This window comes from Methanothrix sp. (assembly GCF_016706325.1).
Classification (GTDB): domain Archaea; phylum Halobacteriota; class Methanosarcinia; order Methanotrichales; family Methanotrichaceae; genus Methanothrix.
Genome location: NZ_JADJJX010000001.1, coordinates 1,721,678 through 1,735,923 on the forward strand (window position 1 = coordinate 1,721,678; position 14,246 = coordinate 1,735,923).

The window sequence follows — 14,246 nt, forward strand, 5'->3', positions numbered from 1 at the left end:
ATGGGGACCTCTCAGGGCGGCCAGCTCCTGCAGGAGGCTCCTGAAAGGGAGGGCACGCTAACTTTAATAGATAGGTCTGCAAACTGCAGATCGTGGTACATGATGTCATTCGAGATCGAGAAGATTCACGCTCGTGAGATCCTTGACTCACGAGGAAACCCGACCGTCGAGGTTGATGTTTACACCTGCTGCGGCTTCGGTCGGGCGGCAGTGCCCTCGGGCGCATCAACAGGCACTCATGAGGCCCTGGAGCTGAGGGATGGGGGCGAGAGGTATAATGGCAAGGGCGTACTGAAGGCAGTCAAGAATGTGAATGAGGTGATTGCTCCCGAGGTGTTGGGTCTGGATGCTTCCTCTCAAAGGGAGATCGATAATCTGATGATAAGGATGGACGGGTCGGCGACCAAGGCCAATCTGGGAGCCAATGCCATTCTGGGTGTCTCCATAGCAGTGGCAAAAGCGGCTGCGATGTCCTCTGGGGTGCCTCTTTATAGGTACCTTGGAGGGGTGAATACAGTCACCCTTCCCATTCCCTCCTTCAATGTCCTCAATGGCGGGCAGCATGCAGGCAATGAGCTATCCATCCAGGAGTTCATGATCCTGCCCACTGGTGCCAAGAGCTACAGCGAGGGTCTGCGCATGGCTGCTGAGACCTACCATGCCTTAGGGAAGATCCTGCAGGGGAAATATGGCGTGGGAGCCACCAACGTTGGATATGAGGGTGGCTATGCTCCTCCACTGGTCAAGACCCGCGATGCCCTGGATGCCATCATGAGCGCCTTTGATATCAGCGGCTATGGAGAGGAGATCAAGATCGGCCTTGATGCTGCTGCCTCCAGCTTCTATCTGGATGGGGGCTACTCTGTGGATGGGAACCGCCTCTCTCCGGGAGAGCTCATCGACTATTATGTCGATCTGGTGAACACCTATCCCATCATATCCCTGGAGGATCCCTTTGAGGAGGAGGCCTATGACGACTTCGCCCGCCTCACAGCAAAGCTTCCAGGAACCATCATCGTGGGGGATGACCTTTACGTCACCAATATCAAACGCCTGGAGAAGGGGATCGAGATGTGCGCCAGCAATGCCCTTCTTCTCAAGCTCAACCAGATTGGAACAGTATCCGAGGCCTTCGATGCTGCCCGTATGTCCTTCCGGGCAGGATGGAGGGTTATGGCCTCGCACCGCTCTGCAGAGACCGAGGACGCGGCCCTGGCTGATGTTGCAGTTGCTTTGGGCTGTGAGCTGCTGAAGACCGGCGCCCCTGCTCGCTCCGAGAGGACGGCCAAGTACAACCAGCTCCTCAGAATCCAGGAGGAGTTGGAGGATGCGGCAAGATATGCCAGTATCTGAATCAGGAGGATGAATACTATTCCATCCTATTTTTTGAACGGCATTGATCTCTTCTCGGCTCGAAACATCTATACTCGATAAGAGACCATGAGGCCTCTTATGGATTACCCATTCAAGCGTGGATTCAAGCCGGATATGGAGAGAATCAGAGGGGTGCTGGAAGAGGAGTTCCCAACGGAGATACGGGAGGAGGATGGCAGGCTCTCTCTCTCCTTTGGCGCTCTGAAGAGCGTACGGGTCTCGATCAATGGCAAAAAGCTCAATGTGATCACGGAATCTGACCTGGGCGTAAGCGACGAGCTGACCCTTGACACCAACAAGCGTTTCCGGAATTTCCTGGAAAAGGCCACCGGATACACTGCGAAGCAGAGGCTGCAGATGGCCAAAAAAGAGGTTTCAAAGGGAGAGTGAATCTAGAAAAATCAGTACAGCATCAGCCTCCCTTTTACAAACTCCTCCACCAGGTCGCCGCTCCTCTCCAGCCAGTAGTCCAGGATGTGGTTGATCTCCGCTTCCCTTGCGGCTGTAAGCTGCATATCCCCTGATATACGAACTGCCCTCAGCAGCGGCTGGCTTATGGGCGAGCCGATCCTGCTCACCAGGGTGACATATGCTTCTCTTGCCCCCTCCAGCTCTGCGATCTCCCTGGCGCAGCGCTGGGCGAGGACATTGTAGATCTTCCCCACATGGCTCACCGGGTTCTTTCCTGCGATGGCCTCCATGGTCATGGGGCGCATAGGGGTGATCAGCCCGTTTCCCCGGTTTCCTCGCCCGGTGGCACCATCATCTCCCATCTCAATCGAGGTTCCAGTGACAGTAAGATAGATGTTATCGCCGCTATCTGCGCAGTTGACCCCCACCTCTGACCCCTGGCCGGCTCTCCTCTTCACCACCTCATAAACCTGTGCCCTGGCATCCTCATACTCCTCTCGCGAACCTATGAACCGGTCGACCATGGCAGCAGCAACCACCAGGTTCAGGCGGTCGTCTATCCGCACTGCCATGATCTTGGTGTCCTCTCCCACTCCCCTGATCCCCCTCACCTCCTCTTCCAGCTCCAAGACCAGCCTCTCAGTGGAGCTCAAGGGGGCATATCCCACCCCGATGGAGGTATCATTGGCCCCTTTGCCGATGAGGCTTCTCAGCTCCGGGGCCCCCTCTTCCACTCTCGGTTCCACTAAAAATGTCTCCAGATTTTTTACTGTATTGCGGAAGAGCGTGGCTGTCGCCTCCTCAATTATCTCATCCAGCGGCCTTGCATGAGTCTTTGTAGCTCTCCCCCCTACAACCACCGATGGCGGTTTGGATATCGAGCCGCCGCCAAATCGGGGTTGGCTCTGGCCGGCGATGATCAAGACCTTGTCCACATTATGGTGCAGAATCTGGCCGAACTCCTCCAGGTAATACCCCGACAGGGAGCGAGAAATGGCTTCTGATATCCCATCTGCCAGGGTATCCGGATGGCCGATTCCTTTTCTCTCTACCACCTCGAACTGGGGTGGTGCATATTTATGAAGGCTTATCATATAACCACAGATTATAATTAACTATATTATGATTAATATCTTTCGAGGCAGAGATGAATTTATAAGCCTTGAAGACTCATTTTCTGATTATATGAGTGAATCAACAGCATTCTCTGGTCAAGACACCATACAGGAGACATTCCTGAAGAGGATCGCAGCACTGGAATCCGACACCAAAATCCTGGCGGAGGAGCTGGAGACCACCAGGTTGGAGAAGGAGGAGGTGAGGGCAAAGCTCTTCGAATCCCTCATCGCCAATAAGAAGTATCTGCGTGAGGTCGAGCGGCTGAAGAAGGAGAACATTCTCTTAAAGAGGATGCCGCTGTTCCTGGCTACGGTTGTCGAGATGGGGCCGGACTATGTCCTGCTGAGGCAGCATGGAAACAATCAGGAGTTCATCACCACGGTCTCGCCGGAGATGGCAGAGCAGCTCCAGCCCAATTCTAGGGTGGCAATCAACAACAGCCTCACCATTGTCCGCATTCTCGAGCGCTCAGTGGATGTCCGGGCCAAGGTCATGGAGTTGGTTGAGCTTCCGGATGTATCTTATGATCAGGTCGGCGGCCTGGAGGAGCAGATCCAGGAGGTCAGGGAGACTGTGGAGCTTCCGCTCACAAACCCCGAGATCTTCCAGGATATCGGCATTGAGCCACCCAGAGGCGTGCTGCTCTACGGCCTGCCTGGAACGGGCAAGACGATGCTGGCCAAGGCCGTGGCCCATGAGTCCAAAGCCACGTTCATTCATATGTCCGGATCTGAGCTGGTGCATAAGTTCATCGGGGAAGGGGCGCAACTGGTTCGCGATATCTTCCAGATGGCACGGGAGAAGGCACCAAGCATCATATTCATCGATGAGATAGATGCAGTGGGGAGCGTCAGAACCCATGACGGGACCACGGGCAGCGCAGAGGTAAACAGGACAATGATGCAGCTCCTGGCGGAGATGGATGGCTTCCGGACAAGAGGGGATATCAGGATCATTGCTGCCACAAACCGGATTGACATCCTGGACCCTGCCCTGCTCAGGCCGGGGCGCTTTGACCGGATCATCGAGATCCCCATGCCATCCCTGGAGGGCCGCCTCAAGATACTGGAGATCCATACCAGGAAGATGAAGAAGGCAGAGGATGTCGACCTGGCTCAGATCGCCAAAGAGACTGATGAGGCGAGCGGCGCAGATCTGAAATCCATCGCCGTGGAGGCGGGAATGAATGCTCTGCGCAGAAATGCGACCACTGTCAGCAGGGACGACTTCGAGAAGGCGATTGGAAAGGTTCTGGGAGATGAGATCGAGGGATCTGAGGACTCCCTTCGTATGTTCTCATAGGTTAATGAAGGGCGGCAGTCTCTGCCGCCTATTCTATCAAAACAATTTTTATAAACTACCCCTCAATTTATAGACTATCCTTCCACTTTATACACTATCCTTCAAAAGGGAGAAAAAGGGGGAGGGCTTATTCGAAGTCCGCTCCTCCCATTCCTCCCATTCCTCCCATGCCACCCATTCCGCCTGGCATGCCTCCGGGCATTCCACCCGGCATTCCATCCGGTCCACCGGACCTGGAGGCGATCACATCGTCGATCCTGAGTATCATGACTGCGGCCTCTGCTGCTGAGCTTATGGCCTGGGTCTTGACCTTCAATGGCTCGAGCACTCCAACCTCCATCATATCCACCGGCTTGCCCGCTTCCATGTCCAGGCCTGAGCTCTTGATGCCTTTCTCATGCTGGCTGCGCAGTGAGACCAGAGTATCGATCTGATCCAGGCCGGCATTCTCGGCCAGGGTCTTGGGAATGATCTCCATGGCATCGGCAAAGGACTCTATCGCCAACTGCTCGCGGCCACCCACAGTGGAGGCATAAGCCCTGAGCCTTAAGGCCAGCTCTATCTCCGGTGCTCCTCCGCCAGCGACCAGCGATTTGTTCTCAATTGCCACTCCCACCACCCGGAGGGCATCCTCCATTGCTCTGTCCAGCTCATCGACTACGTGCTCAGTTCCACCGTGCAGGATGATGGAGACGGACTTGGGGTTGTTGCACTCCTCAACAAAGGTCATCTTCTCATCGCTGACCTTTCTCTCCTCCACCAGGCCGGCTGCTCCCAGGTCATCCTTGCTGATCTCATGAATGCTGGTTACAACCCTTCCTCCTGTAGCGCGGGCCAGCTTCTCCATGTCGCTCTTCTTGACCCGGCGCACAGTGTATATGCCAGCCTTGGCCAGGTAGTGCTGGGCCAGATCGTCAATCCCCTTCTGGACGAAGAGGACATTGGCTCCTGTGGCAGAGATCCTGTCGACCATCTCCTTGAGCATCTTCTCCTCCTGGTCCAAGAATGCCTGCAACTGATGGGGGGAGGTTATCTGGATCTTGGCATCGATCTCAGTCTTCTCGATCTCCACAGCAGCGTTCAGCAATGCAATTCGTGCACCTGTGACCTTCTTGGGCATGCTGGGGTGGAGGCGGTCTTTATCTATGACCACTCCCTGAACGATCTTGGTGTCGGCTATGCTGCCGCCCACCTTCTTCTCCACAGTGATGTTGTCGATGTCCACCGATCCATCCTCATCCATCACCGCCTGCACTGACCTTACAGCGATATCGGCCAGGCTCTTCCTGGAGGACTGAGATCCTTTGCCGGTCATGGCAGTGATGGCGATGTTCTTGAGAAGCTCATCATCATCTGCTGTGACATCGATGGCCAGGCTCTGGAGGATCTCCATGGATTTATCTGCCGCCGCTCTGTATCCGGCAGCGATCACTGTGGGATGGATATCCTGATCCAGCAGATCCTCCGACTGCTTGAGAAGCTCCCCTGCCAGGATGACGGCTGTGGTTGTGCCATCTCCCACCTCAGTGTCCTGGGTCTTGGCGATCTCCACCATCATCTTGGCTGCTGGATGCTCGATGTCCATCTCTTTAAGAATGGTGACGCCATCATTGGTGACGACAACATCCCCCAAGGTGTCCACCATCATCTTGTCCATTCCCTTGGGCCCAAGGGTGGTCCTCACAGCGCCGGCCACAGCCTTTGCCGCCATGATATTGGATCTTTGCGCCTCTCTGCCTGCTGTCCTCTGACTTCCTTCCCTGAGAACGAATATAGGGGTTCCGCCGAATTGTCCTGCCAATTTATTACCTCTATGAAGATTTATTTCCGAAGCTATGTCTTGTTTGAAGTTCTATATAAAGACATGTTATGGATAATGATTCACTGGGGTATAGAGCATGCGGTTGAGCTTCTGGAGGGGCAGCCGGCTGTGGTTCTCGGCTGAAAAGACTGCAGTGGAGCCATAAAAAACAGGAAATATCTGGGAATGCCGCCCGGTTCCGCCGGGCAGGATTCAGGGCGATGGGCCATCTCTCTGGCTCATTTTTTGTCTTGGCGGCTGAAGGCTCTGCCTTATTGCAGCTGAAGGCTGTGAGTGCAGGTCACTGGCCTGTAAATGAAATTCTGGCAAAATTGATCCCGTGATACCATGTAAATGAAGGACGTATTCATTCGATACTCTAAGAATAAGCAAGCTATAAATACTTATGAAATGTATATGTTATGCGAATGCAGCTAAAACTGACATCAAAGGAGAGGTTGGTTCTTTACGGTCTTGCCAGATATCCGGGATTCAGCGATATCGATCTCGCCTCCAATATAGGCGTAGATCGGTCGACCATATTCAAGAGCAAGAGGAAGTTCAGAGACTGGAAACTGATCAAGCTGTTGAATGTGCCTTCCGGAGATGCTGTGGGGGCTGAAATCCTGACCTCAGTATTCGTGAAATACAATCCGACTGCGCCCTATGAGGTGAGGAAGGAGTCCGAGTCAAAAAGGAGATGGATAGACCATCCCAACTGCGTATCACATACAGCTACCGACACCGATTCAGTCTCTACATTCTATTCCCGGAGCCTGACTGACTTTCGGATGAACTTTGACCCCATAATCGATGAGCATTACAGGAAAGGCTACATCGAGGATATCCATTACTTCCACTATCCCTTCCAGGTCTCCGGCTACTCCTCCGATGCCGCCCTGGCGGTGAATGGCCTCTTCGATCTGGGAAGGGAGGATCTCCCCCCAGAGACGGTCCCTCCCCGGCCTGCTCTGGCTGAAGACTCCCGCCTGACAGAGAAGGACAAGCTTACCCTCTATGCTTTTGTGAAGTATCCTATGCTCTCTGATCTTGAACTATCCAGAAGAACGGGCATCTCCCGGCCAACGATCTCTGGAAAGCGGGCCAAGTTCTTCCAAAACGGCCTGTTGACCCGGGAGGCTTACATTGACTGGCAGAAGATCTGCTGTGAGCTGATGTCCTTTTATCATATGCCCATCAGGCATGGTCACGATCCTGAGGATCTCGACCGGGTTTATCAAGCATTCCGCAGGATTGGTGCACCGCTTTTCACCTATATGCAGCCTGGCGAGATATTCGGAGCATTCCTTTCCACCGGCTATCCAGAGCTGAAGAGCCGCATGGACCTGGAGCTGCGCAACCTCTCCACCCAGGGGCTCATCAATGAAAGGCCGATGCTGGTCATCATGCCACTCAGTGAGATCAGATCCACCAAGATAGACTATGCGCCGATGGTAGCTGATATGCTGGAAATTGGCAGGGAGATCTGAAGATTAGGCGATCTGGCCAGATTGCCATAGTCTGCTCCCGGGCAGATCCGGCAAGCCTCAATATCCTCGGGCATCTGCTTGAGCTGCAGCCTTGGCAGGAGCATGAGGGATACCAGGTCAGCGGGCCATTCTGCCTTCTGGTCCATGATGGCAGGCAGACTGCCCTCGTGGGGCTGGATGCGCTGCTGGCGGAGCTGGATCTCCATCCGGAGATGATCGTCCTCCCCTGCCGGCATGAGGCCAAGGCAGCTTTGCCCTGGTTTGGAGGGCATTTCACAGGCATCCTGGATGCGGGAGGGGGAGAGAGCCATCTTTCGGCTGCTGCCCCTGCTGGCCTGAGATCATTCCTCCATAATATCTCTGCCATCGCCTCCCGTTCAATGCCGGAGTTTATCGTATCTGCTGAGGCCAGCCATCACGGTCCGGTGGATATAAGGACCCCCTCCTTCTTCGCTGAGATCGGCAGCACAATGGAACAGTGGAGAGACGAGAGGGCGGGAGAGGCAGTGGCCAGAGCGATCCTGGCACTTGAGCCAGAGGAGCTGCCCGTTTTTTTGGGCTTCGGAGGAGGGCATTATGTGCAGAGGCAGACAGAGCTGATCTTCAACTCCCGGATAGCCTTCGGCCATATGTTCTCCAGCTATCAGGTGCCGGATCTGGATCTGGAGGTGGTCGATCTTGCCAGAGTCCTCTCCAATGCTGCTTATGCCTATATCGACCGCAAGTCGTTGCGATCGGCAGAGAGAAGGAGGCTTGAGGGGATGGTGGCGGAGACGGGTTTGCCCATGCTGAAGGCAGAGGAGATACGGAGCCGGTTCCCCCTCAACAGACAGATATAATTTTATTGGATTCTCCTGCCACCACCATCCCCACTCTCTGCCAGCGCTCGAATATATCGAAAAATATTTGAATATAAATCGTATTTCTGCCTTAATTCTCAGTATTTGCCAGATAACTGCCCAATTCAGGTGTTATTTCATTTCTCTTTATACAAAACAATGGGGTAAGGAAAAAGGTTTTATATCAAAAGAGTTCATTACAGTATATCAAAAATAATTAAGTTTTAGTACTGACCTAAAGGGAGTATAAAGATGGGGGAGAGGTCGGGATTTGCCGCTAAGAGCAGCATTGCTGCTCTGCAGGAGAGGGCGCTGGGCATTATAGCCTCGCAGCCAGGGGGAATTTATCAATCCGATCTGAGACGGATCCTGGGTATCGACAGCAGCAAATGCTCAAAGGTGGTAACTAGGCTGCGGGGCTCGGGGTTGATCTACAGGGAGAAGGTACCTGCCAGCAGCACCTTTCTTCTGAAGCTCTCCTCTGATCCATCACATGTTCCATCTTCTCCCTCACCTGCTTTCTCTGCCTCCCCTTCTGCCGCATCTGCTCCCTCGCCCGCCTGCTCAACTGCTGCATCTGCTCCAGCCCCCTCTGCTCCCTCGCCTTCATTAGCACCAGCCGGCTCAAGTGAGAAGGTGGCTGGAGACGAGGAGAAGAGAGAGGAAGCATGCTGGACCGGGGGTGGCAATTCCAGACAAATCCAGGGGCCTTTGGATAGAAAGATTTGCAGTTATTTCGACTGCCATAGCGAGGATGATCTGGCCGATCAGATTGGGGAGGATGCTGACACTAAAGGCGGGACAGGCATCCATTTCGGCGGCTGGAGATCAGCCGACCGCTCCGGCCATATCGATAGCTACTTAACTGAGATCTATCTGCTCTATCTTACACGTGCTACCTCATTTTGAGGCAGCTGAAGAGGGTTAGAGTTGCAGGCCTTCTGGGAGATCCTCCGCCCGTTCAACTGCTTGATGGCATCAGCCGCTGCCATCATCGGCCTTCTCATCGCCGGGATATGGGATGCCGGCACTGCCTTGATCATCACCGGAGCTGTCTTCCTGATCACCGGCGCTGGAAATGCAATCAACGATTACTATGATCGGCAGATCGATGCCATCAACAGACCGGACCGGCCCATCCCCAGCAAGCGCATAAGGCCAAAGACTGCTTTCTGTTACTCTATTGCTCTCTTCGCCGCCGGCTGCATCCTGGCCAGCCTGGCAGGCCAGATCTCTTTGGTCATTGCCGTCTTCAACTCCCTTCTCTTACTCTTTTATGCCAGAGATCTGAAGGCTGCCCCTCTGCTGGGAAATCTGTCCGTCTCCTATCTGACAGCTTCCACCTTCCTCTTTGGCGGGGCAGCCGCCGGGCTTATGGGCCTTCTGGCCAATCAGATTCCTTTCGGCCTCTCTCTTCTGGTCAGCATGAGCCGGGAGATCGCCAAGGATATCGAGGATATGGAGGGAGATCGGCTGGGCGGGGCCCGGACACTGCCCATTCTGGCGGGCGAGAGGGCGGCGGCAGCATTGGCCGGGCTCTTCGGATTGGCAGGAGTTCTCTTAAGCCTCCTCCCTCGCTTTGGCAGAGCATATCTGCTGATGGTGGCGGTGGCTGATCTGCTTATCCTTTTTGCTGTATTCAAGGTCATCCGGGGGGATGCATCAGGCTCCCAAAAAGAGATGAAAAAGGGAATGGCTGTGGCTTTATTGGCATTCCTGGCTGCAGCTCTTCTCCCCTGAAGCTGAGCCAATATGATTGTGAGAATCGTCTCAGGATCATCCCTGAATCCATTCCAGGAATCATCTCAAATCATCCCAAAGTTAATATTGTGATAGCACTAGCTTGGATCATACATGGAGAGGGATCTATCATGTCTGTACAGCCATAGGAGTTGGCTCATCGCCGCAACAATACTTCTTATCATACTTTACTCTTACTTCATCTGGCCGCTCCAGGATGGCATCATCCTTGGGTTTGTCTTCGCCTATCTTGGTCGGCCGGTGAGGGATCTATTTGGAAAGAGAAGATGGATAGGCTCACTTGTGGCCATCATCTGCATTATCGGCCCGCTATGCATCATATTTGCAGCCGGGGTTATCGAGGCTGCAAGCCAGCTTAACTGGCTGCAGAGCCATCGGGGAGCTATCGCAGCCACCGGCCAGGAGTTCATATCCCGCATTTATATACCGCAATTCATCTTCGATGAGACCGCCAGAGGAATGAATAACCTGATAGGGGTTGGCCTCTCTCTGCTCACCAGCCTGCCGGTCTCCAATCTGGGGACCAGTCTGACCATGGGTCTTCTGAACCTCTTGATCGCTTTTTGTGTGAGCTACTATCTGCTGGCGGATGGCGACAGGCTGCATGAGGCAGCAGTCTCCTTCTTGAAGCAGAAGAACGGGGATTTTGAGCTGCGATGCCTGATCAGGATTGACGGCATATTGAGCGGCATCTACACGGGCAGCATATTCACTGCTATGGTCTATGGCATAGCCTCTATTCCCATCTTCTACCTCTTTGAGATCCCCAGGCCCCTGGCCATGGCCAGCATAATCCTTCTGGCAGGTGTGGTACCATTTCTAACCTGGCTCATCTTCCTCTTGACTGCCATATCCAGATATATCGATGTGGGACCGATGGAGGCGATAGTATTCTTCATTGCAGCCTCGATTCTGGTGCTGGCAGCGGAGCTGATCATACGGCCCTATATCGTCTATGCCAGGTCCTCGATCCATCCCATGCTGGTCCTGCTTGCATTCCTTGGCGGGGGGCTTGTGGCCGGAATCTTCGGATTCTTTCTCGCTCCCGCCATGCTGGGAGTGATCTCAGCCATCTTTCAACTGCTAAAAAAAGAGCTGGGCGGGCTGAAGGAGGAGATGCAAAGAGAGATGCAGAGGAGGATGCAGGAGGAGATGCAGGGGGAGAGCGGAGGAATTCAGCCAGCCATCAATACTTCTGTCTCTCGTTGATGAACGAATACCGAAAACTATTTATTTCGTTAATTGCAGTATAGTAAGATTGGCAAAAGTCAAATTCTATTTTTCCCTCCTACATCACGACTTTTGCCTCCCTCCTTATCACCCCTACCTCTCCTGCCAGACTCCTCTCATCATCTGTCAATTTTTGATCATTGCTGCCTCAAGACAGCAATCCGTATATACCTTGCCGTTTTTAACTTGATCTGAATGTTGAGCGACCTGCGCCTCTCCCTGGTGGCAGAGCTGATAAGGGATCACATCCTCCTGGACGGGATCGATCGGTACTGCCAGGAGACGGGGGTGAAAAGCAGCGATTTCATCCCCTTTGAGCCCATCGAGTTTGAGGGAGATATCCTGGCAGCAGACGGCTCTAACGTCTCTGTCTGCGGCTGGTCTGTGGCCGCCATCAATCTGATCCGTTCAGGCTATGTGGTCTATCAGGGACAGAAGTGGAAAAGGACGGTGATAACCTTCGATGATATCTTCTTTGCCGATCCTGCAATCTATGCCGATCAGTTCGCCCCCCCTCTGAAGCGGCTGGGCCAAGATCAGATCGATCTCAAGGAGGAGGATCTGGAGAGGCTCTCCACCTACTTCCGGGAGCTGCAGGAGTATGCCTCTCTGAATGATGCCATCAGTGTGGCGAAGCCCGGCGACATCATCCTCTATGATGGCAGCTTCGATGTCTTCGAGCCCCTGCGAGCCGCCCTCTCCAGTGTCTTCCGCCGGGCAGAGGAGAGGGGGGTCGCCCTCCTGGCTGTGGCCAAGTCCAGCTCCCTTTATTGGGGGGAGGGGATATCCCTTCCATTTATGTACCATACAAACCAGGCAGGGAGCATGCTCCTGCCCAACTCTCCTTGGTACCTGAACCTGAAGGACAAGAGGGTGAACCGGGGCCCGGGCAAATGGGGAGGGGAGAGCTTCATCGTCCGCTTCACCGGGAGGAGCGATCATGCCTTCCGGGTGGATGTCCCGGGTTATCTTGCCGGACAGGTTGAGGAGGCGCTGGCCGGGATATCATCCTGCTCGACCTCTGCGGAGTGCCCAGGCTATCCCCATGCCCTCTTCCGCGCCCACCGGGATATCAAGATCACAGATAATGAGGGAGCCTCTGTGAGGATGAGGCTGAAGGATAAGCTCTACCGGGATGGTCTGAGCCCCCGCCAGATAGCAGTGCTCATGCAGGATTATCATGACATCCTGGAGATGCGGCAGGGGATCTAGCGGGGCAGAATGAGCGGGAATGATGAGTCAAGAGAAGGAGAATCTATAGTGATGCCGAAGCCGGATATCGATTCCATCCTGAAAGGGGCAGAAGGGGGAGATGAAGATCGAATTGTCACAGGGGATGAGGGGCGGCTGGTGATAGAAGATGAGAGAACCACCTACCGCATTCTCTCCAAGAGCGTCAGAGAGTATCATTTCACCGTCCCCTACAACTCCCGCCAGGACCGGGTGGAGGTGGGGCAGATATTCTCCATCAAGGATCAGGACCTCACCTTCCTGGCAAGGGTCCTGAACATCGAGCACAGCTCCAACTATGACGGCCACTGGGATACCACCATGAGGGGCACCCAGTTTTATGACCACGATCAGATATTCAACCGGGTGATCGCTGAGCCCTTGGGCTGCGCATTCCCGGATGGAGCCTTCAGAAAGGCCAGAACACTGCCCACGAAGTTCTCGCCTGTGGAACGGGCGGAGAAGGAGGAGTTTGGCTTTCTCAAGATAAGAATGGGAGATATAGAGGTGGGATACCTGAGAAACGGCTCACGGCTTGTCGAGGAGATCCCCGTCTCTTTGCATAGCCTGGCCATGGACCACCATATGGGGGTCTTCGCCACCACCGGCATGGGCAAATCCAATTTTATGAAGGTATTTGCCGCCTCCTGCATGCGCCTGGCTGCTCGGGGCGAGTCCAAGTTCGGCCTGTTGATAGTCGATCCTCATGGAGAGTATTTGAAGGGAAAGAGGCACCCATCCGGATCGGTCAAGGGCCTTCTTCACTTGAATAGATATAGAGAGGGCCTCGCCTGCTTTTCTACCAACAAGGAGAACTCATCTGATCCAGGGGTCGAGGAGCTGGCCATATCTGAGAGCGATGTCCGGCCCGAGGATATTGCTCTGCTCTATGAGTGGTCGCCGCCTCAGAGGGATGCCCTGGATGCCATTTCCAGACTACTGGACTCAAACAACTGGCTGCAGGAGATCCAGAGTCCAGAGGGCCTGGCTAGGATGGTGCAGGATGGATTCAAGGATACCACCATCATGGTCCTGGTGCGGCGGATCAAAAATGAGCTGGAGAGAAATAAATATATCAAGAGCAGGTCGAGTCTGGCCAATATCCTTGCCCGGCTGCAGAAAGGTGATGTGGTCCTGGTGGATATACCAAGATTGAACGATCGCTCAGAGCTTTTTTTGCTCTCCGTCCTCTCCCGGCACATCCTAGAGGAGTATAAGAAGGATCCGGCAGAGGAGAGAAAGAACTGCCTGATCACCATCGAGGAGGCACAGAGGGTTCTGGGGGCAGGGAGCAATACCTCTCGCTTCGAGAGCATTGCCCGGGAGGGGAGGAAGTTCGGTGTGGGTCTGTGTGCCATCACCCAGCAGCCCAAGCTGATAGACAGGCAGCTTCTCTCCCAGTTCAACACCCTGGTGGTGATGGGGCTGGGAGACAGGAACGACCGCAAGCAACTGGAGGAGTCGGCCAAGCAGGATCTATCCTCCATGGACATAGAGATCCAGACCCTGGAGAAGGGCGAGGCAGTGGTCTCCACACTGAGCATCCCCTTCCCCGTTCCCGCCAGGATCCACCGCTTTGAGGATTACCTGCACCGCCTGAATCAGGAGGAGAGGGAGGAAGGCCTGATAAAAAAGGGAGGCTTCAAGCCCTTCCTGGAATGAGGGGGCACAGACAAGAGGGAATGATAT

Annotated in this window: 12 protein-coding genes; 10 read left to right on the forward strand and 2 right to left on the reverse strand. The window is 54.3% G+C overall.

Annotation, left to right across the window (positions count from 1 at the left end; all coding sequences use genetic code 11):
- The first annotated feature begins 102 nt into the window (after nucleotides 1-102).
- Together eno and IPI63_RS08860 are read left to right on the forward strand one after the other, a co-directional pair.
- On the forward strand, nucleotides 103-1,353 hold the full coding sequence (gene eno, locus IPI63_RS08855; RefSeq protein ID WP_366850910.1) for a phosphopyruvate hydratase: 1,251 nt from the start codon (nucleotides 103-105) through the stop codon (nucleotides 1,351-1,353).
- A gap of 99 nt (nucleotides 1,354-1,452) precedes the next feature.
- Nucleotides 1,453-1,764: a DUF5611 family protein gene (locus IPI63_RS08860; protein ID WP_292478003.1), complete on the forward strand. Its 312-nt coding sequence runs from the start codon at nucleotides 1,453-1,455 to the stop codon at nucleotides 1,762-1,764.
- Nucleotides 1,765-1,775: 11 nt separating this feature from the next.
- Here the strand turns inward: IPI63_RS08860 and IPI63_RS08865 are convergent, their stop codons facing one another.
- On the reverse strand, nucleotides 1,776-2,879 hold the full coding sequence (locus IPI63_RS08865) for a methionine adenosyltransferase (RefSeq protein ID WP_292478004.1): 1,104 nt from the start codon (nucleotides 2,877-2,879) through the stop codon (nucleotides 1,776-1,778).
- 91 nt (nucleotides 2,880-2,970) lie between these two features.
- Here IPI63_RS08865 and IPI63_RS08870 point away from each other — a divergent pair, with 91 nt between their 5' ends.
- Nucleotides 2,971-4,206 carry a proteasome-activating nucleotidase gene (locus tag IPI63_RS08870; RefSeq protein WP_292478005.1) on the forward strand — a complete coding sequence of 412 codons (1,236 nt, stop codon included), beginning with the start codon at nucleotides 2,971-2,973 and terminating at the stop codon, nucleotides 4,204-4,206.
- Nucleotides 4,207-4,333: 127 nt separating this feature from the next.
- Here IPI63_RS08870 and thsA read toward each other — a convergent pair whose 3' ends face one another.
- The gene (thsA, locus tag IPI63_RS08875) at nucleotides 4,334-6,007 is read right to left on the reverse strand and encodes a thermosome subunit alpha (protein WP_292478006.1); all 1,674 of its coding nucleotides are present in this window, start codon (nucleotides 6,005-6,007) and stop codon (nucleotides 4,334-4,336) included.
- Nucleotides 6,008-6,435: 428 nt separating this feature from the next.
- Between thsA and IPI63_RS08880 the strand changes: the two genes are divergently transcribed.
- The 7 genes from IPI63_RS08880 (at nucleotide 6,436) to IPI63_RS08910 (ending at nucleotide 14,219) form a co-directional block, all read left to right on the forward strand.
- The gene (locus IPI63_RS08880) at nucleotides 6,436-7,497 is read left to right on the forward strand and encodes an Lrp/AsnC family transcriptional regulator (RefSeq protein ID WP_292478007.1); all 1,062 of its coding nucleotides are present in this window, start codon (nucleotides 6,436-6,438) and stop codon (nucleotides 7,495-7,497) included.
- Between the two features lie 167 nt (nucleotides 7,498-7,664).
- Nucleotides 7,665-8,336: a D-aminoacyl-tRNA deacylase gene (locus tag IPI63_RS08885; RefSeq protein ID WP_292478008.1), complete on the forward strand. Its 672-nt coding sequence runs from the start codon at nucleotides 7,665-7,667 to the stop codon at nucleotides 8,334-8,336.
- Between the two features lie 252 nt (nucleotides 8,337-8,588).
- The gene (locus IPI63_RS08890) at nucleotides 8,589-9,245 is read left to right on the forward strand and encodes a MarR family transcriptional regulator (RefSeq protein WP_292478010.1); all 657 of its coding nucleotides are present in this window, start codon (nucleotides 8,589-8,591) and stop codon (nucleotides 9,243-9,245) included.
- Between the two features lie 21 nt (nucleotides 9,246-9,266).
- On the forward strand, nucleotides 9,267-10,076 hold the full coding sequence (locus tag IPI63_RS08895; protein ID WP_214064909.1) for a geranylgeranylglycerol-phosphate geranylgeranyltransferase: 810 nt from the start codon (nucleotides 9,267-9,269) through the stop codon (nucleotides 10,074-10,076).
- A 114-nt stretch (nucleotides 10,077-10,190) separates the two neighbouring features.
- Nucleotides 10,191-11,306: an AI-2E family transporter gene (locus tag IPI63_RS08900; RefSeq protein WP_214064908.1), complete on the forward strand. Its 1,116-nt coding sequence runs from the start codon at nucleotides 10,191-10,193 to the stop codon at nucleotides 11,304-11,306.
- A 216-nt stretch (nucleotides 11,307-11,522) separates the two neighbouring features.
- Nucleotides 11,523-12,539 carry a DNA double-strand break repair nuclease NurA gene (locus IPI63_RS08905; protein WP_214080053.1) on the forward strand — a complete coding sequence of 339 codons (1,017 nt, stop codon included), beginning with the start codon at nucleotides 11,523-11,525 and terminating at the stop codon, nucleotides 12,537-12,539.
- A 51-nt stretch (nucleotides 12,540-12,590) separates the two neighbouring features.
- Complete coding sequence (locus tag IPI63_RS08910; RefSeq protein ID WP_292478219.1) at nucleotides 12,591-14,219, forward strand: ATP-binding protein; 1,629 nt, start codon at nucleotides 12,591-12,593, stop codon at nucleotides 14,217-14,219.
- Nucleotides 14,220-14,246 lie beyond the last annotated feature (27 nt).